This window comes from Enterobacter sp. RHBSTW-00901, from assembly GCF_014103115.1.
In the GTDB taxonomy this organism is placed as follows: Bacteria; Pseudomonadota; Gammaproteobacteria; order Enterobacterales; family Enterobacteriaceae; genus Enterobacter; species Enterobacter cloacae_P.
In genome coordinates, this window is the sequence record NZ_JABXPB010000001.1 from 1536000 (window position 1) to 1557234 (window position 21235).

At 54.6% G+C, this 21235-nt stretch carries 19 protein-coding genes; 9 read left to right on the plus strand and 10 right to left on the minus strand.

The window, feature by feature from the left end; genetic code table 11:
* Positions 1-13: 13 nt before the first annotated feature.
* The gene (gene aegA, locus HV318_RS07405; protein WP_182272229.1) at positions 14-1990 is read right to left on the minus strand and encodes a formate-dependent uric acid utilization protein AegA; all 1977 of its coding nucleotides are present in this window, start codon (positions 1988-1990) and stop codon (positions 14-16) included.
* Between the two features lie 151 nt (positions 1991-2141).
* Between aegA and narQ the strand changes: the two genes are divergently transcribed.
* Both narQ and acrD read left to right on the plus strand, forming a co-directional pair.
* A complete protein-coding gene (gene narQ / locus HV318_RS07410; protein WP_182272230.1) occupies positions 2142-3836 on the plus strand; it encodes a nitrate/nitrite two-component system sensor histidine kinase NarQ in 1695 nt (564 codons plus the stop codon).
* Between the two features lie 201 nt (positions 3837-4037).
* Positions 4038-7151 (plus strand): multidrug efflux RND transporter permease AcrD, encoded by a 3114-nt coding sequence (acrD, locus tag HV318_RS07415; RefSeq protein ID WP_182272231.1) that lies wholly within the window; start codon positions 4038-4040, stop codon positions 7149-7151.
* A gap of 120 nt (positions 7152-7271) precedes the next feature.
* On the opposite strand, the gene ypfM is transcribed toward acrD, so the two are convergent.
* A complete protein-coding gene (gene ypfM / locus HV318_RS07420) occupies positions 7272-7331 on the minus strand; it encodes a protein YpfM (RefSeq protein ID WP_015572204.1) in 60 nt (19 codons plus the stop codon).
* A gap of 387 nt (positions 7332-7718) precedes the next feature.
* Between ypfM and HV318_RS07425 the strand changes: the two genes are divergently transcribed.
* Genes HV318_RS07425 through HV318_RS07435 form a run of 3 tightly spaced genes read left to right on the plus strand, consistent with a single transcriptional unit; the run spans position 7719 to position 9430 of the window.
* Complete coding sequence (locus HV318_RS07425; RefSeq protein WP_182272232.1) at positions 7719-8069, plus strand: ArsC family reductase; 351 nt, start codon at positions 7719-7721, stop codon at positions 8067-8069.
* 10 nt (positions 8070-8079) lie between these two features.
* Positions 8080-9207 carry a succinyl-diaminopimelate desuccinylase gene (gene dapE, locus HV318_RS07430; protein ID WP_182272233.1) on the plus strand — a complete coding sequence of 376 codons (1128 nt, stop codon included), beginning with the start codon at positions 8080-8082 and terminating at the stop codon, positions 9205-9207.
* A 25-nt stretch (positions 9208-9232) separates the two neighbouring features.
* A complete protein-coding gene (locus HV318_RS07435; protein ID WP_182272234.1) occupies positions 9233-9430 on the plus strand; it encodes a YpfN family protein in 198 nt (65 codons plus the stop codon).
* A gap of 54 nt (positions 9431-9484) precedes the next feature.
* Here HV318_RS07435 and ypfH read toward each other — a convergent pair whose 3' ends face one another.
* The 6 genes from ypfH to dapA form a co-directional block, all read right to left on the minus strand.
* Positions 9485-10180: an esterase gene (gene ypfH / locus HV318_RS07440; RefSeq protein WP_182272235.1), complete on the minus strand. Its 696-nt coding sequence runs from the start codon at positions 10178-10180 to the stop codon at positions 9485-9487.
* 73 nt (positions 10181-10253) lie between these two features.
* Positions 10254-12227 (minus strand): tRNA(Met) cytidine acetyltransferase TmcA, encoded by a 1974-nt coding sequence (locus HV318_RS07445; protein WP_182274553.1) that lies wholly within the window; start codon positions 12225-12227, stop codon positions 10254-10256.
* Positions 12227-13096 carry a KPN_02809 family neutral zinc metallopeptidase gene (gene ypfJ, locus HV318_RS07450; protein ID WP_182272236.1) on the minus strand — a complete coding sequence of 290 codons (870 nt, stop codon included), beginning with the start codon at positions 13094-13096 and terminating at the stop codon, positions 12227-12229. The genes HV318_RS07445 and ypfJ overlap by 1 nt, the downstream gene beginning before the upstream one ends.
* Before the next feature lie 119 nt (positions 13097-13215).
* Positions 13216-13929, minus strand: coding sequence for a phosphoribosylaminoimidazolesuccinocarboxamide synthase (purC, locus tag HV318_RS07455; RefSeq protein WP_014071282.1), 714 nt, complete (start codon positions 13927-13929; stop codon positions 13216-13218).
* Positions 13930-14038: 109 nt separating this feature from the next.
* Positions 14039-15073: an outer membrane protein assembly factor BamC gene (gene bamC, locus HV318_RS07460; protein WP_182272237.1), complete on the minus strand. Its 1035-nt coding sequence runs from the start codon at positions 15071-15073 to the stop codon at positions 14039-14041.
* A 16-nt stretch (positions 15074-15089) separates the two neighbouring features.
* A complete protein-coding gene (gene dapA, locus HV318_RS07465; protein WP_182272238.1) occupies positions 15090-15968 on the minus strand; it encodes a 4-hydroxy-tetrahydrodipicolinate synthase in 879 nt (292 codons plus the stop codon).
* 145 nt (positions 15969-16113) lie between these two features.
* On the opposite strand from dapA, the gene HV318_RS07470 reads away from it, so the two are divergent.
* Together HV318_RS07470 and bcp are read left to right on the plus strand one after the other, a co-directional pair.
* A complete protein-coding gene (locus HV318_RS07470; RefSeq protein ID WP_182272239.1) occupies positions 16114-16683 on the plus strand; it encodes a glycine cleavage system transcriptional repressor in 570 nt (189 codons plus the stop codon).
* Positions 16683-17153 carry a thioredoxin-dependent thiol peroxidase gene (gene bcp / locus HV318_RS07475; RefSeq protein ID WP_182272240.1) on the plus strand — a complete coding sequence of 157 codons (471 nt, stop codon included), beginning with the start codon at positions 16683-16685 and terminating at the stop codon, positions 17151-17153. Before HV318_RS07470 ends, bcp begins: the two co-directional genes overlap by 1 nt.
* A gap of 95 nt (positions 17154-17248) precedes the next feature.
* Here the strand turns inward: bcp and HV318_RS07480 are convergent, their stop codons facing one another.
* On the minus strand, positions 17249-18313 hold the full coding sequence (locus HV318_RS07480) for an AI-2E family transporter (RefSeq protein ID WP_182272241.1): 1065 nt from the start codon (positions 18311-18313) through the stop codon (positions 17249-17251).
* Between the two features lie 220 nt (positions 18314-18533).
* Between HV318_RS07480 and bepA the strand changes: the two genes are divergently transcribed.
* Positions 18534-19997, plus strand: a complete 1464-nt coding sequence (gene bepA / locus HV318_RS07485) for a beta-barrel assembly-enhancing protease (RefSeq protein WP_182272242.1) — start codon at positions 18534-18536, stop codon at positions 19995-19997.
* Between the two features lie 18 nt (positions 19998-20015).
* Complete coding sequence (arsC, locus tag HV318_RS07490) at positions 20016-20372, plus strand: arsenate reductase (glutaredoxin) (RefSeq protein ID WP_182272243.1); 357 nt, start codon at positions 20016-20018, stop codon at positions 20370-20372.
* Here arsC and HV318_RS07495 read toward each other — a convergent pair.
* Positions 20369-21193, minus strand: a complete 825-nt coding sequence (locus HV318_RS07495; protein WP_182272244.1) for an XRE family transcriptional regulator — start codon at positions 21191-21193, stop codon at positions 20369-20371. The genes arsC and HV318_RS07495 overlap by 4 nt on opposite strands.
* Positions 21194-21235 lie beyond the last annotated feature (42 nt).

Genomic DNA, 21235 nt, shown 5'->3' on the forward strand with positions numbered 1-21235 from the left:
TCGCTCGCCGGATTTAGTGCATTTTTGGCGCGTTTACTTCAAGCCAGTCGAGAATGCCCTGCGCGGCATGACGTCCTTCTGCCATCGCAGTCACCACCAGATCCGCACCGCGTACCGCATCACCCCCGGCAAAAATTTGCGGGTTGGTGGTCTGGTAGCGATAGCGCCCCTCTACGGAGGCAATGATACGCCCCCAGTCATCCGTCTCGACACCCTGCGCCTGCAGCCACGGCATCGCGTGCGGATTAAAACCAAACGCCATGATCACCGCATCAGCAGGCATAACAAACTCACTGCCCGCCACCGGAACAGGCCGACGGCGTCCCTGGGCATCCGCGTCACCCAGTTCGGTGCGCAGCATCCGAATGCCGTTAACCTGCCCGTCAGCGGCAAGCACCAGCTCAACGGGCTGGACGTTAAATTCAAATTCAGCGCCCTCTTCTTTTGCGTTCTTCACCTCTTTTTTCGAGCCAGGCATGTTGGTTTCATCCCGGCGGTAGGCGCAGGTGACCTTCGTCGCACCGTGACGTAACGCGGTACGCACGCAGTCCATCGCGGTATCTCCCCCACCGAGCACCACCACGTTCAGACCCCGGGTGTCGATAAACGGCTCTTTGACCGTCGATTCCAGCCCCATCACATGGCGCGTGTTCGCCACCAGGAAAGGCAGCGCGTCATACACGCCCGGTGCGTCCTCGTGCGGTATACCGGCCTTCATGGAACGGTAGGTGCCGACACCAATAAACAGGGCATCGTAATCGCTTCGTAGCTGAGACATCGACACGTCCTGGCCCACTTCACAGTTCAGCTCAAAATGGATCCCCATCGCAGTAAATATCTCTCTGCGCCGCGCGAGCAACGATTTATCCAGCTTGAAGGCCGGAATGCCAAACGTCAGCAGACCGCCAATTTCCGGGTGACGATCATAGACGGTGACGCTCACACCGCTGCGCACCAGCACATCAGCGCAGGCGAGCCCGGCAGGCCCTGCTCCGATAACGGCCACCCGTTTCCCCACCGGGGAAACATTACTCATATCCGGTTTCCAGCCCAGCGCCAGCGCCTGGTCAGAGATATAGCGCTCGATGTTACCAATGGTCACTGAACCTGATTCATCACGCACTGTGCAGGCCCCTTCACATAATCTGTCCTGCGGACAGACGCGGCCGGTAATTTCAGGTAAACAGTTGGTCTGGTGAGAGAGCGCCACGGCACCGGCGATATCTCCTGCGTTGACACGTTCAATCCACTGCGGGATGTGGTTGTGCAGTGGGCACGTCCATTCGCAAATACTGTGTTCCCCGCATTTCAGGCAGCGCGAGGCTTCACGTTGAGCCTGTTCTGCCCGAAACGGCAGGGTGATTTCATTAAAATGGCCGGCGCGTTCCTGCGGGCTGAGCTTATCCGGCTCACCGCGTTGCGGCGTGTTTTGCATCTGCTGCAGTTTAGTTTGCACCACGTCATGACCAACCGCTTCGCCATGCCAGGGTTGCGCTTCCAGACGAGCAGTGCGCTGACGACGCGATTTTGCCAGATTGTCGAGGACGGCGGGTGTCGCCAGCGTCAGGACATCCGCCGGGCAATTTTCGATACAGGCCGGGCCTTGCGGGCGCGTCAGGCAGAGGTCACATTTGTGTGCTTCGGCCTTCACGCTGCCGTTGTCGAGCGGCGTGACGATAATCTCCATCGTGCCAAATGGGCAGGCGACCACACAGGCTTTGCAACCAATGCATTTTTGTTGATTCACCTGTACGCTGTGGTCGTGTTTGCTGATGGCCCCGTTCGGACAGCTTTGTGCACAGGGCGCATTTTCGCAGTGGTGGCAGGTGACGGGGGTTTTCTTTTCGCCTGACCTGAGCACCGTAATGCGGGGATGAAAATGGCGCTCGCTCAGGACGTGCTCTTCACCGTTGTGCGCCATCACGCAGGCGACTTCGCAGGCACGACATCCAATACAGTGCTGGCTGTTGGCCATAATAAAACGATTCATAACAACACCTGTTTTTGGTTCAATAACCTTATTCTTTATATAAGTACTGTATTTACCCACGGTGGCGCGATCAGGCAATATTCACATGCCCGGAAGCCAAACTATTTCCAGTGAACCTGTGGCAGATCAATTTTATTCAGGAAGCTGTTCTGTGACCGTTAAACGACCCGTTTCCGGAAGCCTGGCCCGGGCTTTCTTTTCGATTATTGTGCTGTCGGTTCTGACCAGCACCATCGCCCTGCTGACGCTCGCCAGTAGCCAGCGTGACGCCGAAGCCATCAATATTGCCGGTTCACTGCGCATGCAGAGTTACCGACTGGGCTACGAGATGCAGCGACACAGCCCCTCGCTGGTGGCGCATCGCGAGATCTGGCAACAAACCCTGAGCGCGCCTGCCCTGCAGAAATTGAACCGCTGGTACGTACCGGACGATGTCAAACAGCGCTATCAGCAACTGCATCTTGCCTGGCAGGAGATGGATAAGCGTATCGCCAGCGGAGATAGCGCGTGGTATCAGGATCACATTGAAGATTTTGTCGGCCACATCGATACCTTTGTGCTCACGCTCCAGCATTACACCGAACATAAAATACAGCTGGTCATCCTGATATCGCTGGCTGGCGGTCTTGGCATCCTGCTGCTGACGGCGTTAACCCTGCGACGGATCCGTCGCCAGGTGGTTTTGCCGCTGAACAATCTGGTGGCAGCAAGTGAACGCATTGAGCAGGGACAATTTGATACCCCCGCACCGGATACCGCTTTGCCGAATGAACTGGGTCAACTTTCCCACGCGTTCAACCATATGTCGGCCGAGCTACACACGCTTTATCGCTCGCTTGAGCACTCCGTTGCGGAAAAGACGCAGCATCTGAATGAAGCCCATCAACAGCTCGAAATGTTGTTCAAATGTTCTCAGGCACTGAATACCGGCCAGATAGACAGCCACAGTTTCAGACATATTTTGCAGATTGTGCACGAATACACGCAGATGAATTACCTGGAGCTACGAACCAGCGACGACTGGCGGCTATGCGAAGGGAATGCGTCGAAGAGTGCCCCACTGCAAAGCCTGCCAGTGCTGATGCAGGATACCCTGTATGGTGAGTTGCGCTGGCAAAGCGAAACGGGCACGGTGCCCCAAACGCTGATGCAAAGCGTGGCGACAATGCTGGGGCGCGGGCTTTATTTCAACCAGGCACAAAAGCATTACCAGCAATTGCTGCTGATGGAAGAGCGCGCGACGATTGCCCGCGAGCTGCATGATTCGCTGGCGCAGGTGCTGTCGTATTTACGCATCCAGCTTACGCTCCTCCGTCATGCCATACCGGAGGAGAACACCCCGGCGCAAACCATCATCACGGACTTCTCCCGCGAATTAAACAACGCCTGGCATCAGCTACGTGAACTGCTCACGACGTTCCGTCTGACGCTTAACCACGCCAATCTTCCCGCCGCACTCCAGGAGTCGCTGGACGGGTTGCAGAGTCAAACACAGGCGAAGCTGTACCTTGACTGTCGTCTCTCTTCCCTGGCACTGGACGCACAAAAGCAGGTGCATTTATTACAAATCGTGCGTGAAGCCGTGCTGAATGCCATTAAGCACGCCCAGGCCAGCGAGATCACCGTGAGCTGCGTGACCTCTGCGGATGGCACTCACATCGTGAACATTCGCGATAACGGTATCGGCATTGGCGAGGCCAGCGAACCGCCGGGACATTACGGGCTAAACATTATGCGCGAACGCGCGGGGCGGCTCGGAGGAGCACTGCACTTTTCACAGCCGCAAAACGGTGGAACGCAGGTGAGTGTAACATTCCGTTCTCCCTCCCCGCTTGCGGATAAATAACGGCAAAGTAAGGCGCTATATCAACAGCCCGTCTTACGGATACGTGATATTTTCACCCGAGCCTGCGTGGGGGAGAAGGTAAAAAGGGAATGATAATTTACACTATCTCCTTTATTTCTCCACGTTTGGCCTTTGTCTTGCCGTTACAGTGTTGCAGGCAATATACAATAATGACGTGCAGCAAAACGAGGTCACACTTTCATGGCGAATTTTTTCATCGATCGCCCCATTTTTGCCTGGGTACTTGCCATTCTGTTGTGTCTGACAGGTGTCCTGGCCATTACTTCACTTCCTGTTGAGCAATACCCCGATCTGGCTCCGCCAAACGTGCGCATCACGGCTAACTACCCTGGTGCTTCGGCGCAGACGCTGGAAAATACCGTGACGCAGGTTATCGAGCAGAACATGACAGGTCTGGATAACCTGATGTACATGTCCTCACAAAGCAGCGCCACGGGCCAGGCCACGGTCACCCTGAGCTTCACGGCGGGTAGCAACCCGGACGAAGCGGTGCAACAGGTGCAAAACCAGTTACAGTCGGCCATGCGCAAGCTGCCTCAGGCGGTTCAGAACCAGGGCGTTACCGTGCGTAAAACCGGTGACACTAACATTTTGACCATCGCTTTTGTCTCTACCGACGGCTCAATGGATAAGCAGGATATTGCGGACTACGTTGCCAGTAATATTCAGGATCCGATCAGCCGTATTAACGGCGTCGGCGATATCGACGCCTACGGCTCACAGTACTCCATGCGTATCTGGCTTGATCCCAACAAGCTGAACAGCTTCCAGATGACGGCAACCGACGTCACGAATGCCATTAAATCCCAGAATGCTCAGATAGCCGTAGGGCAACTGGGGGGAACACCTTCCGTCGATAAACAAGCGCTGAATGCCACCATTAACTCGCAGTCGCTGCTCCAGACACCCGATCAGTTCCGCGATATTACCCTGCGCGTGAATCAGGACGGTTCTGAAGTCCGCCTGGGCGATGTCGCCACGGTGGAAATGGGGGCGGAGAAGTATGACTACCTGAGCCGCTTTAACGGTAATCAGGCCTCCGGTCTGGGCATTAAGCTTGCCTCCGGTGCAAATGAAATGGCTACGGCGAAGCTGGTGTTAGACCGACTGGATGAGCTGTCGCAGTATTTCCCGCACGGTCTGAAGTACAAAGTCGCCTATGAAACCACCTCCTTCGTTAAAGCCTCGATTGAGGATGTGGTGAAGACCCTGCTGGAAGCCATCGCGCTGGTGTTCCTGGTGATGTACCTGTTCCTGCAAAACTTCCGCGCCACGCTGATCCCAACCATTGCCGTGCCAGTAGTGCTGCTTGGCACCTTTGCGGTGCTTTACGCGTTTGGTTACAGCATCAACACCCTGACCATGTTCGCAATGGTACTGGCTATCGGCCTTCTGGTGGATGACGCCATCGTGGTGGTTGAAAACGTCGAGCGTATCATGAGCGAAGAGGGGCTTCCGCCGCGCGAGGCGACGCGTAAATCAATGGGGCAAATTCAGGGAGCATTAGTCGGCATCGCGATGGTGCTCTCGGCGGTCTTTATTCCGATGGCCTTCTTTGGCGGCACAACCGGTGCCATTTACCGTCAGTTCTCGATAACCATCGTCTCCGCAATGGTGCTTTCCGTGCTGGTGGCGTTGATCCTCACCCCTGCCCTCTGTTCCACCCTCCTTAAGCCGCTGAATAAAGGTGAACACCACGGCCAGAAAGGCTTTTTCGGCTGGTTTAACCGTATGTTCAACCGCAATGCCGCACGTTATGAAATGGGCGTCGGTAAGGTGCTGCACCGCAGCCTGCGCTGGATGATGATTTACGTTGTGCTGTTGGGCGGAATGGTCTGGCTGTTCCTGCACCTCCCCACCTCATTCCTGCCGATGGAAGACCGCGGCATGTTCACCACCTCGGTGCAACTACCGAGCGGCGCAACGCAACAGCAGACTCTGAAAGTGGTCGAAAAGGTGGAACAGTACTTCTTCACCAAAGAGAAAGATAACATCATTTCGGTATTTTCGACCGTCGGCTCAGGCCCGGGTGGTAACGGGCAGAACGTCGCCCGTATGTTTGTACGCCTGAAGGACTGGAACGAGCGCGACACAAAAACGGGCACGTCGTTTGCCATTATCGAGCGCGCGACAAAAGCCTTTGCACACATCAAGGAAGCGCGCGTCTTTGCCAGCAGCCCTCCGGCCATCAGCGGCCTCGGCAGCTCCGCCGGGTTTGATATGGAACTGCAGGATCACGCGGGCGCTGGCCACACGGCACTGATGGCGGCGCGCGATAAACTGTTAGAGCTGGCGGGAAAAAATCCTGACCTGACCCGCGTCCGACATAACGGTCTGGATGACAGCCCGCAGCTGCAGGTTGATATCGATCAGCGCAAAGCGCAGGCACTGGGGGTGTCCATCGCCGATATTAACGACACCCTGCAGACGGCGTGGGGCTCCAGCTATGTGAATGATTTTATGGATCGCGGCCGCGTGAAAAAGGTGTATGTTCAGTCTGCCGCACCGTTCCGTATGTTACCGGACGATATCAACCGCTGGTTTGTGCGTAATAATTCAGGCGGCATGGTGCCGTTCTCAGCCTTTGCCTCTTCGCACTGGGAGAGCGGTTCACCACGTCTGGAACGCTATAACGGCTATTCTGCTGTTGAAATCATCGGTGAGGCCTCCCCGGGCGTCAGTACCGGTACCGCAATGGACACGATGGAAAAACTGGTGCAACAGTTACCCACCGGGTTTGGTCTGGAGTGGACGGCAATGTCTTACCAGGAGCGTCTCTCCGGGGCTCAGGCTCCTGCACTGTATGCGCTGTCGCTGCTGGTGGTATTCCTTTGCCTTGCCGCGCTCTATGAGAGCTGGTCAGTGCCGTTCTCGGTCATGCTGGTGGTACCGCTTGGTGTGATCGGCGCACTGCTGGCAACCTGGATGCGCGGTCTGGAAAACGACGTTTACTTCCAGGTAGGGCTGCTCACCGTTATCGGTTTGTCGGCAAAAAACGCCATTCTGATCGTCGAATTTGCCAACGAGATGAATGCCAAAGGGCATGAGCTAATGGCTGCCACGCTACACGCCTGCCGTCAGCGCTTACGCCCGATCCTGATGACCTCTCTGGCGTTTGTCTTTGGCGTATTGCCTATGGCAACCAGTTCAGGCGCAGGCTCCAGTAGCCAGCACGCGGTGGGTACGGGCGTCATGGGTGGCATGATTTCAGCCACAATCCTGGCCATTTATTTTGTTCCTCTGTTCTTTGTGCTGGTGCGTCGCCGCTTCCCTCTCAGGGAACGTCCTGAATAACCCAATGAATTATTTAGGGTATAAAAAAAGGCGGCTCTTATAGCCGCCTTTTTACTGTGTGATTAACTCACACTATGGTTATTTTACTTATTTTAGTGCTCTTGCAATTCTTCCTGAATGTCATTTACGAAGCATGCCTTCGATAAAATCTTTCCAGTTCCCCAGTTCACGTTCAATCATAACAACCTCTCTTATTATTATGCGTATTCTACGAAAACGTACCATCATTGTGAAGACAATCTAACCAGATGCACCGATTGTACCCCGCTACCGTCCTGGATTTATGATAAATATGAACGCAGGGTCGTAAATTTTGTGTGACGTATAGCAATATTTTGAAATAACCTTACAGGCAGGTAAATTCTAAATTACTGACTGAGTTTATTAGAAATTTAACCCTTATGAACATCTATGCTTAAATGATGAAAAAATATTCAGCTTACAGGTGTGAGTTGAATTAAGAAGAATTGTAAATTAATAGAATTCCCGAATGTGTTATATTCCACTTAAGGATAAAAATTCGAAATTACTGAACATTTAATCATCATAAGAACAAAAGGATTCACCATGATTGTGATGTACGGCATTAAAAATTGTGACACCATCAAAAAGGCTCGCCGCTGGCTGGAAGCACACAATGTGCAGTATCGCTTCCACGACTACCGCGCCGATGGGCTTGATGCAGAATTTCTGCATACTGCCATCAGCGAACTGGACTGGGAAGCGCTGCTCAATACCCGTGGAACCACCTGGCGTAAACTGGACGAATCACTGCGTGCCAGCATCAACAACGCCGACAGCGCAGCCAGTCTGATGCTCGAAATGCCAGCAATTATCAAACGCCCATTGCTCTGCGCGCCCGGGCAGCCTATGCTGCTGGGTTTCAGTGAAACCCTTTATTCTGACTTTTTTCGTTGAGGTGTAGTTTATGTCATGCCCGGTCATTGAGCTGACTCAGCAGCTTATTCGCCGTCCTTCCCTTAGCCCGGACGACGCAGGTTGTCAGGCATTAATGATTGAGCGCCTGCGTGCCATCGGTTTTACCGTTGAACGTATGGATTTTGGCGACACGCAGAACTTCTGGGCATGGCGCGGCCAGGGTGAAACGCTGGCCTTTGCTGGTCATACCGATGTGGTTCCCGCAGGTGATGCGGACCGCTGGATCAACCCACCGTTTGAACCCACCATCCGCGATGGCATGCTATTCGGCCGCGGTGCGGCAGATATGAAAGGCTCGCTGGCGGCGATGGTCGTGGCGGCGGAACGCTTTGTTGCCCAGCACCCGAACCATAAAAACCGCCTCGCGTTTCTGATCACCTCCGACGAAGAAGCCAGCGCTCATCACGGCACCGTGAAGGTGGTAGAGGCGCTGATGGCGCGCAACGAACGTCTGGACTACTGCCTGGTCGGCGAACCGTCCAGTACCGAAGTGGTGGGCGATGTGGTGAAAAACGGTCGTCGCGGATCGCTGACCTGTAACCTGACCATTCATGGGGTCCAGGGGCACGTAGCTTATCCTCACCTGGCCGATAACCCCGTGCATCGCGCAGCACCGATGCTGAACGAGCTGGTAGGCATTGAGTGGGACAAAGGCAATGAGTTCTTCCCGCCTACCAGCATGCAAATTGCCAATGTGAAGGCCGGTACCGGCAGCAACAACGTGATCCCGGGTGATTTCTTCGTCCAGTTTAACTTCCGCTTCAGTACGGAACTGACCGACGAGATGATCAAAGCGCGCGTGATCGCGCTGCTGGAAAAATATCAACTGCGCTATACCGTGGAGTGGTGGCTTTCCGGCCAGCCGTTCCTGACGCAGCGCGGGAAACTGGTGGATGCGGTAGTGAGTGCCATCGCACACTATAATGAAATTAAGCCACAACTGCTGACGACGGGCGGTACCTCAGACGGACGCTTTATCGCCCGGATGGGCGCTCAGGTTGTCGAACTGGGGCCGGTGAACGCAACCATTCACAAAATAAATGAATGTGTAAATGCGGCAGATTTACAACTACTGGCCCGTATGTATCAACGCATCATGGAGCAGCTCGTCGCCTGACGACTGTTCTGAGAAGGAATAGCAAATGGATTGGCTTTCAAAGTACTGGTGGATTCTGGTGTTGGTGTTTCTGGTTGGCGTGGTGCTTAACGTAATTAAAGATCTTAAGCGCGTTGACCACAAAAAATTCCTCGCCAACAAGCCTGACCTTCCGCCACATCGTGATTTTAACGACAAGTGGGACGATGACGACAACTGGCCGAAGAAAGACCAGAAGAAGTAATTCGTTCATCCCCCTCGCACTAACCCTCTCCCCACAAGGGGAGAGGGCCTTTTCTCACATAAACTCTACAATATCATCGTTATCCGGCTTACCGCCGCTGAGCGCTTCATCAAAGTAGTGCTTCGGTACGGTATAACGCAGATGGTCGAGTGCAAACTGCATGCTGCGATCGTCAATCGCGTGACCCAAATCGTCAACGATATCCAGCGTGACATCCCCGCCTTCGCGGATCAGGGCTTCCTGCGCGGCAACCGCATGCGAAAGCTCAATCACCCGGTCGTCACCACCGTGGATCAAATGGATTGTGGTCTGCGTTGTTGCGCTTTGCGGTAGCGTCGCAAAACGGCCGTTAAAGGCAATAACACGTGAGACCAGACCCGGCTGCGCTTTTACACTCTCCAGCGACATGATGGCCCCTTGCGAGAAGCCAATCAGCGCCGTGGCATCCGCGCCTACGCCGCTTTGCTGCTGCCAGTAGCGTACCGTTTCGATAAAGGTCGGCATGATGGCATCAATCCGCGCCTGACGATTTTCTTCCGTCACGCCCTGCACGGAGAACCACTGTCGCCCGTTCGGGCCACACGGCTCCACACCACCAATGCTGACAATCAGCGCCTGGGGAAAAACAGGTGCAAACCAGCTGCCAATCTGCCCCATATTGACGGCGTTATCGCCAACACCATGAAACAGAAGCAGTAACTGTTTAGCCGGTTTGTCGGGACTTTGAACAACAAAATGGTCGTGTTTCATGGCGGTCTCCTTAATTGATGACCTGGATCCTACACCTCCCGGAGTGAATGACCATGCCACTTTACTGAAGAAGTCATTGAAAAAATTGCCATTGTAAAACCGTGTTCTTCAGCGTCTGACAGCGCGGATTATCAAGACATTCAAGCGCCTGTATCGCTTCGCTGCGAAGCCTTGCCAGCAGCGCTTTTCGCCCGGAGAGCGCCAGTTCAGCACTGAGTTGTGCGTCGTCTTTTTTCCCCTCAATTTTACCGCGCAGGGCCGGGAGCGGCATCTCCACGGCGAGCAGCAAGCGTGTTAACGCGGCAACAGAGGTAGAAAACGCCCGGTGGGCAAAGGCAAACCCCGCCAGTTCCAGCCAGTCGTCATTATTAAGGGTAGCTTCCCAGCCATCCTCCACCGGGATCTTTTCGTCATTCCAGAACGACAGGATCCGCGCATCGCGACGCAGGCGTTGTTGCGCCTGTTCACACAGCCGATGCCCCGCTTCGCTCTGTGGCAGTAACGCCATTGCGGTGTAGCAGCCACTGCTGGCTTCGCGATGGCTGCCCATTCGCACCAGCACAAAACCACATCGTTGCCAGAAACGCCACAGCTCGTCGGTATAACCAAAACTGACCGACAGATAATCCTGACCCCTTGCATTGTGGATCAGCGCCTGTCCGATACCTTCCCGTTGACGCCAGGGATGAACGGCAATGCGGGTTATCCGCCGCCCCTTAAGCGTCGCCGCCAGAGGAGAGCAGCCATGTGCCGCCAGCGACTGCGCCACAAGGTTCCCACGAGGCCGACGAAAACCCGCCCACACCGCGCGGCTCAGTTCAGGGCTTAAACCGCCCTCATCCACCAGCCAGAGCGCGCCAGCAATGGCAGAGCCGGTTTGTGCGACAGCAAAGTGTTGGCCGGGCGCATCCATCATGCGGCGTAAATCCAGCGGTGATGTGCGGTAATGCGCGGCACACAGCAGTTCATAAACGCTCGCCACAAGCGCCGGGTTGCTTTCCCACGCCTGTGGCTCCAGTGAGGTTAAACATACTTCACCTTCCGGTTTTTGGTCGATGAGCGTATCGTCAAACAACAGTGCGCTGGCGACCACCCGTTCAAGTGGACACCCGGCAGCCCAGCGAACCGGTGTTGATAAGCTATAGCGTTGCAAGTCGCTGAAGCGGGTGCAGAATTTCAGCAAAAATCCTCGCCCCGTACCTTCATAGCCCTGAACCGTCGTCGTCAGCAGTACACGAGGAAAACGCGCGGCCAGTTTCTCCAGAAGCGGGCCAGGAATAGCCGCCGCCTCATCAACAACAAGCCAGTCAGCCTCCAGCGTGGACGCCAGCAGCGCATCCGGAGCCATAAAGTAAAAATGTTCCCCGGCAAAACGGGCTATCACATCCGTGGCCCCTTTTGTCGGAGCGGTGACAACGGCCCGGCCCGGTATGCAATTTAATAGCATCCCCGCCAGCGCCGACTTTCCGCGCCCGCGCGCAGCCGTGACGGCCACCACGCCGTTTTTCATTGCCAGGAGTACCGCCAGAATATCGGCCTGCTCGCGCTGCGGCGCACCGCTGGCAGGCAGCCAGTCAGGTTCATCAGAAAATGGAGGAAGTGATAAAGGCTGGTCTTGTTGCCACACGATCGCATCAGGATCGGCGATAATCGTCCGGCAAAAATGGTACACAAAATGCGGAGTGGCAATCGGTTCGGCGGTGTCGCTCCAGCGAAGGGAATCGCTGTCCGGCGTCCTCGCCCAGCCAGAGAGAGGAGGAACCAGCAACACCAGCAGGCTCCCGGCACGCAGCGTCCCGCTCAGTGCCGCAAAGGCTGAAACATCAAACCCGGTACGGGCATCAAAAACCGCGTGCAGAAACTCGCGTCCCAACAGCCCACTGATGGCCTGTGAGTGGTTTTCCTCCAGCCACAGCCAGTCGCCAGGCAGGGTATCTCGCAGAGCAACGGCCTGCGTCTGTGCCCACGACGCATCGCCGCTGAGCACCACCAGCCGACGATGCCCTTTGCGCTGGAGCTGGTTAATCAGACGTTCAAACGGCAACATCACATGGCTTTGCCAAAGGTATTGCACTGCGCCGGGTTGCCGCTGTCGAAACCGCGCTTGAACCAGCTGTAACGTTGTTCAGACGTACCGTGTGTGAAACTGTCCGGTACCACCCTCCCCTGGCTCTGCTGCTGGAGGCGATCGTCCCCAATGGCCTGCGCGGCATTTAACGCCTCTTCCAGGTCACCTGATTCAAGAACGCCCTGCTTCTGCATGGTATGGCCCCAGACCCCCGCAAAGCAGTCTGCCTGTAGCTCCATACGCACAGAAAGACGATTCACCTCTGCCTGAGAGGCATTTTGCTGCAGCTGACGTACTTTAGGCTCAATACCCAGCAATTTTTGCACGTGATGTCCGACTTCATGCGCAATCACATACCCCTGGGCAAAATCGCCGTCGGCACCCAGTTTGCGTTTCATATCATCGTAAAAAGAGAGATCGATATAGACAGTGCTGTCAGCCGGGCAGTAGAACGGCCCCATCACCGACTGCCCGGTTCCGCATCCGGTACGGGTCGCGCCACGGTACATCACCAGCTTCGGCTGTTGGTAGGTTCGCCCCATTTTATCGAACAGCTGACCCCACGTGTCTTCTGTGGTGGCGAGGATAACGGAGGTAAATTTAGCCGCTTCATCTTCATTCGGGCTGATGGAGCGCTGAGAGTGTTGCTGCTGTTGAAGAGGTTGTCCGGTCATTAAACCGGTAAGATCGACACCGTAGTAACCCGCAACCAGAACCACAATAAGCAGAATGATACCGCCCTTTCCGCTGGGTAGCCGGAAGCCGGGGCCGCCCATTGAAGGGCCACCGCCATCATTGCTGCGTCTGTCTTCTACATTGTCACTTTCACGACGCCCTTGCCAGCGCATAACTACCTCGAACTATTCCATTTATAATAGTTATGATCGTAGGCGGTTAGCGGCAAGATTACCATAGGAAACAACGGTAAGAAGCCAAAGGATGCGAACATCCTTTGGCGACAGAGGGGTTAGTCGAGCTTAACGCCTAAGCGGTGGGCAACCGCTTCATAGGCTTCAATCAGGCCACCCAGGCTCTGACGGAAACGGTCTTTGTCCATTTTATCCAGAGTTTCTTTGTCCCACAGACGGCTGCCATCCGGTGAGAATTCATCACCCAGCACCACTTCGCCTTTGAACAGACCAAACTCCAGCTTGAAGTCGACCAGGATCAGACCCGCATCATCAAACAGTTTTTTCAGCACGTCGTTGGCTTTGTAGGTCAGCTCTTTCATGCGCGCCAGGTTCTCTTTGTTCACCCAGCCAAAGGTTTCGCAGTAAGAGTCGTTGACCATTGGATCGTGCATGGCGTCGTTTTTCAGGAACAGGTCGAACAGCGGTGGGTTCAGTTCAATACCTTCTTCAATGCCAAGACGCTTCACCAGGGAGCCCGCGGCACGGTTACGAACGACACACTCAACCGGAACCATATCCAGTTTTTTCACCAGACATTCCGTATCGGACAGCAACGCTTCCATCTGGGTCGGGATACCCGCTTCGGCCAGTTTGGTCATAATGAAGTGGTTGAACTTGTTGTTCACCATGCCCTTACGATCGAACTGCTCAATGCGCGCGCCATCCCCTGCTGACGTATCATTGCGGAACTCGAGCACCAACAGATCCGGGTTTTCCGTGCTGTATACGGTCTTCGCTTTGCCACGATACAACTCAGCTTGCTTCTGCATCTTCATTACTCCTGGTGTGATGATTTGTGTTCAAAACTGGGGATATTATGCCACGCACACGTTTGCGTAGCACTAAAATAAAAAGGGCTGGATTAACCAGCCCTCATATTTATTTGCTGAATGCAGCCTGGAAGACCGCGACCAGCGCATCGTTCTGCGACTGGGTCAGCGTATGACCTTTCGGATCGATAAACTGCAGGCTACTGCGGTTATCGAGGTCGCCTACCTGAATCTTGTAGTCGCCGGAGGCCAGTTGCGGATCATGCGCACCCAGTTCCTGCCATGCGCTGTCAGACAGCGGTTTATATGTTGCCGTGACGCTACCCGTTGAACGCGTGCTGTCGGTCACTTTCATGCCCACTTTTTCCAGCGTCGCTGGCAGGCGCTGCCAGGTCTGGTTAAACGGCGCACGTACCACCAGCATTGGCAGACCGGTTTCGTCTGCAGCGCTCTGGACATCGAAGGTCACACCGTTGCGGCCCTGTGCAGAGTTCGCCGCGTCGGTCGCGTTCTTATCAAGACCTGCGGCAATCACGTTCAGCATTTCGGTGCTGTAACGCTGCATGGAGGCTGGGTCAGCAACCGGTTTACCCGCCTGCTCCAGGTTTAACAGCTTAACGGTAACCGCCTGCTGATAACCCTGTGGTTTAACGGAGACTTGATAACGACCACGGTACTGCTGATCTTCATCCAGACGGTTCCACTCAACCCAGTCGGTGGTTAAGCTCTGGCTGGCGTCATCACGTTTTGCAATCGTGTAATTCTTCGACTGAATAACGCTAACAACCTGCGGCCACAGCGTACTGTTACGACTGTTTTCAACCATCAGAGACGCCGTATCACCGGTAAACTGGGTACGCGCCCCGTTCACCAGAGCCAGGGGCTGAGCTGGTGGACGAATATCAAGTGCTTTACCAACCAGACCGCTGCCGTTAGCCACGGGGATATTATAATCGCCGTTCTGAATCGGCAGGATCATGCCAGCCGGTGCGTGAAGTTCAGCAAGCGGTGTCGCATCCAGATAGGATTCATCACCGCTCACCTGGCGCTTGTAGCGCGAGTCTGAACTACAGGCAGCGAGCAGCATAACAAGCGAAACACTCGCAACCTTCGCCAGGCGCGACTTCTGTACTGAATAAGCCATCAAATCTCCCTAAACTTTACAGCAAACCGGCATGCTTCAGCGCAGCAGTGACGATTTCACGACCGTGGTCGGTAATCGGTGTCATTGGCAGACGCAGCGTATCGGTTGCTACAAGTCCCAACTCCTTACAGGCCCATTTCACTGGGATCGGATTGGGTTCGACAAATAATTTATTGTGCAATGGCATCAGACGATGATTGATCACGCGAGCTTCATTAAAGTGACCCGCTGCCGCCAGCTTGCACATTTCAGCCATATCACGCGCCGCAACGTTCGCCGTTACGGAAATCACGCCGTGACCACCGAGCTGCATAAAGTCCAGCGCGGTCGCATCATCACCGCTCAACAGGATAAAGTCATCTGAAACCAGCTCTTTGATCTGATGAACGCGGCTTAAGTTCCCTGTTGCCTCTTTAATCCCGATAATATTTTTTACTTCCGCGAGACGACCAACGGTTTCCGGCAGCATATCGCAGCCAGTACGGGACGGCACATTATACAGAATTTGTGGCAAGTCAGTATGTTCAGCGATGGCGCTGAAATGCTGGAACAAACCTTCCTGAGTAGGACGGTTGTAGTATGGTGTCACCGTCAGACAACCCACGATGCCACTGTCGTTAAAACGTTTGGTCAGGCTAATTGCCTCTGCGGTTGCATTGGCTCCCGTACCTGCGATGACCGGAATACGCCCATCAGCCAGTTCAAGGGTCAGCATAACCACATCGCCGTGCTCTTCGTGGCTCAGCGTTGCAGATTCACCGGTAGTCCCTACCGAAACGATCGCCGAGGTTCCATTGGCGACATGGTAATCAATGAGCTTCTTCATGCTTGACCGGCAGACATTACCTTTTTCATCCATCGGTGTAACAAGCGCGACAATACTTCCCGTGAACATGGGCCATCCTCTGTGCGAACAAGAGTCTCAATGGTACGTTTGGAACTGTAATAAAAGCAAGCGACCTGAGGCCTTCAGGCGGTTGTATGCATGTTTTTTTTATGCTTTCCTTAGGAAGACTTAACCAAGCAAAGGAAGAACGGGTTTGACAACCTCATCACAACATTACCTGGTTATCACTGCGCTGGGTGCTGACAGGCCGGGGATAGTGAATACCATCACCCGCCACGTAAGCAGCTGCGGCTGTAATATCGAAGACAGTCGTCTGGCGATGCTGGGCGAAGAGTTCACATTTATTATGCTGCTTTCCGGGACATGGAATGCCATTACGCTTATCGAATCGACCCTGCCGCTCAAAGGCGCAGAGCTGGATTTGCTGATCGTGATGAAACGCACCACCGCACGTCCACGTCCGGCAATGCCTGCAACCGTCTGGGTGCAGGTTGAAGTCCCTGATTCACCGCATCTGATTGAACGTTTTACAGCGCTTTTTGACAGCCATCAGATGAACATTGCTGAACTGGTCTCCCGCACACAGCCAGGGGATGACAGTGCCGTTCCCACGCTCTTTATTCAAATTACCGCGCATAGCCCTGCCTCGCAGGATGCGTCAAATATCGAGCAAGCGTTCAAAGCCCTCTGTACAGAGTTAAACGCGCAAGGCAGTATAAGCGTCGTCAATTATTCGCAGCATGAACAGGATGGAGTTGAGTAATGAATCCACTGAAAGCCGGTGACATCGCACCGAAATTTAGCTTACCGGATCAAGACGGTGAGCAAGTAAATTTGACCGACTTCCAGGGACAGCGTGTTCTGGTCTATTTTTACCCGAAAGCCATGACGCCTGGCTGTACCGTGCAGGCTTGTGGGTTACGCGACAACATGGATGAGTTGAAAAAAGTCGGCGTGGAAGTGCTGGGCATCAGCACCGATAAACCAGAGAAGCTGTCACGTTTTGCAGAAAAAGAGCTGCTGAACTTCACGCTGCTTTCCGACGAAGACCACCAGACATGCGAGCAGTTTGGCGTCTGGGGTGAGAAGTCCTTTATGGGCAAAACTTACGACGGTATTCACCGCATCAGCTTCCTGATTGATGCCGACGGTAAAGTTGAACACGTGTTCGATGACTTCAAAACCAGCAATCACCACGACGTGGTGTTGAACTGGCTGAAAGCGAGCGCCTGATAAACAGTAAAACGGTAACCCCGGTTGCCGTTTTTAGTGTTTACGCCCTCTCCCGTCGGAGAGGGTTGGGGCGAGGGCATCAGGCCCCACTATCTCTACGTTTTGTCAACCGCAGGCGCATCCGGCCACGCATGGACTACGGCTTTAATCAGCGTTGCCAGCGGAATAGCAAAGAACACGCCCCAGAATCCCCACAGACCACCGAAAATCACCACGGATAAAATAATCACCAGCGGATGCAGGTTCACCGCTTCCGAGAACAGCACCGGCACCAGCAGGTTTCCATCCAGCCCCTGAATGATCAGGTACACCGCGAAGCAACTCCAGAACTCGGTACCCAGGCCAAACTGGAACAGCGCGACACCCACCACCGGGATAGTCACCACAAACGCACCGATGTACGGAATCAGTACTGAAAACCCCACCAGCACGGCTAACAGCAAGGAGTAGTTCAGACCAAAGATCAGGAATCCAATCCAGGTCGCGACGCCCACGACAATCATCTCCAGTACCTTGCCGCGAATGTAGTTGGTGATTTGTTGGTTCATCTCCTCCCAGACCTGCCCGGCCAGACCACGGTTGCGCGGCAGAATACGGCGAACGGCATTCAGCATCTGGTCCTTATCTTTGACCAGGAAGAAAACCATTAACGGAACGAGCACAAGGTATACAGCCAGAGTGAGCAGCCCCACCAGCGACGCCAGAGAGTACTTCACCACCGAATCCCCCATCGTCATGATGCGGGCACGCATGTTTTCCGCCATCGCATCAATAATCCCGGCATCCATCAGCGCAGGATAACGACGCGGCAGCGTGGCGGCGAAATCAGAAAGCTTATTCAACATACCGGGCATATCGCGGATAAGGTTGATCCCCTGCTGCCAGGCAACAGGCATTACCACAAATGACATCAGCAGCAATATGCCGACAAACAGTACCAGCACGATACTGGTCGCCCAGCGGCGCGAACAGCCGATATTTTCCAGGCGCGCCGTTGGCCACTCCAGCAGGTACGCCAGTACAATCGCCACCAGCAGCGGAGCCAGAAGACCACTAAAGAAGAACAGAATACCGAACCCGGCAACCAGGATAACCAGCAAAGCAATGGCTTCCGGGTCACTAAACCGACGCCGATACCACTGCATTAACATTTCGAGCATACAACCCTTCCCTGAATCGGATGGCGGGAGTGAGAATGTGAATTGTATCTAACTGCCACAAAAAAGACTTTCCTTTTTGACGCACTGTCACGAATTGCAAAACCCTGATGAATGGGATTTTCTTCATGCTTCAACACGGCTACACTCGCAGGGCAGTGGAGATGAACGATATGCCGGTTCATCGGTCAAATTAGCACATCCAAAATACAGGACAGTGGTTATGTTCAGGCAGTTGAGAAAAACACTGGTTGCGACACTGATTGCCGCACTGACGGTCGGTCAGGTGTTGCCAGCTTTCGCTGACTCGGCCGATTCATTGCCGGATATGGGCACCTCAGCAGCAAGCACGCTCTCCATTGGGCAGGAGATGCAAATGGGTGATTACTATGTCCGCCAGCTTCGCGGCAGCGCCCCACTGATTAATGACCCTTTACTGGTACAGTACATCAACGGTCTGGGGATGCGCCTGGTTGCACATGCCAATTCAGTCAAAACCCCCTTCCACTTCTATTTAATTAATAACGACGAAATCAACGCCTTCGCCTTCTTTGGCGGTAACGTGGTGCTGCATTCGGCGTTATTCCGTTACTCTGATAACGAAAGCCAGCTGGCTTCGGTCATGGCGCACGAAATTTCACACGTCACCCAGCGCCATCTGGCGCGTGCAATGGAAGACCAGAAACGTAACGCCCCGCTGACCTGGGTCGGCGCGCTGGGTTCTATTCTGCTGGCCATGGCCAGCCCGCAGGCCGGGATGGCAGCGTTAACCGGTACGCTGGCGGGAACGCGTCAGGGGATGATCAGCTTCACCCAGCAAAACGAACAGGAAGCAGACCGTATCGGGATTCAGGTATTGCAGCGTGCGGGTTTTGATCCCCAGGCCATGCCAACCTTCCTGGAAAAACTGCTCGATCAGGCGCGCTATTCCACGCGTCCTCCTGAAATTCTGCTGACTCACCCGCTGCCAGAAAGCCGCCTGTCGGACGCGCGTAACCGCGCCAACCAGATGCGTCCGGTGGTCGTACAGTCTTCACAAGACTTCTACATGGCGAAAGTCAGAACGCTGGGTATGTACAACTCCGGGCGAAACCAGCTCACCAGCGACCTGCTGGATGCCCTGGCAAAAGGCAACGTGCGCGAGAAAAATGCCGCGCAGTATGGTCAGGCACTACAGGCGATGGGAGCCAGCAAATACGATGACGCACGTAAAATGCTGCAACCACTGCTGGCCGCCGAACCGGGCAACCCATGGTATCTCGATCTCGCGACCGATATCGATCTGGGACAGAAAAAAACCACCGATGCGATTAACCGCCTGAAGGGAGCGAAAGATGTACATACCAACCCGGTACTGCAGCTTAACCTGGCGAATGCTTACTTACAGGGCGGTCAGCCGGGTGAAGCGGCAACCATTCTGAACCGCTACACCTTTAACAATAAAGACGATCAAAACGGCTGGGACTTGCTCGCCCAGGCCGAAGCGCAGCTCGGTAACCGCGATCAGGAGCTGGCTGCGCGTGCTGAAGGCTTTGCGCTGGTAGGTCGTCTTGATCAGGCCATTTCCATGCTCAGTAACGCCAGCTCGCAGGTCAAGCTCGGCAGCCTGCAACAGGCCCGTTACGATGCGCGCATCGATCAGCTGCGCGATCTGCAACAGCGCTTCAAGCCGTACGCGAAGATGTAATACAGGAGAATTCAGGACATGACAGACGCGGTAAAAATTTATCACAACCCTCGCTGCTCCAAGAGCCGTGACACCCTCAGCCTGTTGAAGGCTAACGGTGTTGACCCGGAAGTGGTGTTGTACCTGGAGACTCCGCCAGACGCACAAACCCTTCGCCAGCTGCTGCACATGCTGGGCATGGGCACTGCAAGAGCCTTGATGCGCCAGAAAGAAGACCTTTATAAGTCGCTCAGCCTGGATGACACTCGTCTCACTGAGGCTGAGCTGATCCAGGCGATGGTCGAAAATCCGAAGCTGATTGAACGTCCAATCGTGGTGGCAAATGGCCAGGCCCGCATCGGGCGGCCACCGGAAGACGTACTCGAGATCCTCTAATCCTGACGCCGCAGCGCTTCAAGAAAGGCCTGCGGCGTACTCTCTCCCAGTTTTTTCTGCGCTTTTCCCCGGTTGTAAAATTCACACATTTCGATCAGCACCCTTCCAACAGGTTCACGCTGCACGCGCGGAATGATCTCCCCTAACGGAAGGGTCACCTGAACGGCTTTGTGTTTTTGCGGATGCGCTTTTACAGCGATATTCCGCTCCGGCAATACCACCTCAAAACCAAAAGTCTCAAGAGATTGTATACAGGCCGGACAGACATCAAGCAGCTCACGTGTCCAGTTAACCAGCAACTGAGGCGATAACCCCGCATAGAGTCGGGCGTAGCACCAGCCGCTCACCGGTTCACGCGCCCACAGCAGATGTTGTTCTCCACCATCCTCCATATGCAACGACAGCGGCAGATGGTGCATCACCAGTTGATACGGCACGACGCCTGTCTTCAGCGCCTTTTTCCCCTGCAATGGCACCGCCTTTTGTTTCGCAGGCGCGGGTCTGAGATAGCGGTTCAGGGTCGCCCGGGAAACGGCGATCCCCAGCCCTTCATTAACCAGAAGCAACAGCTCATCCAGCGGCGCACCGATGGCCTCACGCAGGACATTCACCAGAACCACCTGCTCTTGTCTCATTGCTTTGTGTATCACTTTTGGCGTGGTCTGGTTATCCGAAACCTGGTCACGGTTGCGCCAGCGCCGGACGGTAGTAACGGAGATCCCAAGTTCGATAGCCAGCTCTCTGTCGCTTTTATCAGACTGCTGGAGGTAGCGCCGGATCCGTGGCGTGGTGGTGGCATTGGCATGCAGTTTGATTTCCATCGCAATGATCCCATTAACCAATCTTGTGAGATTTATATTAAA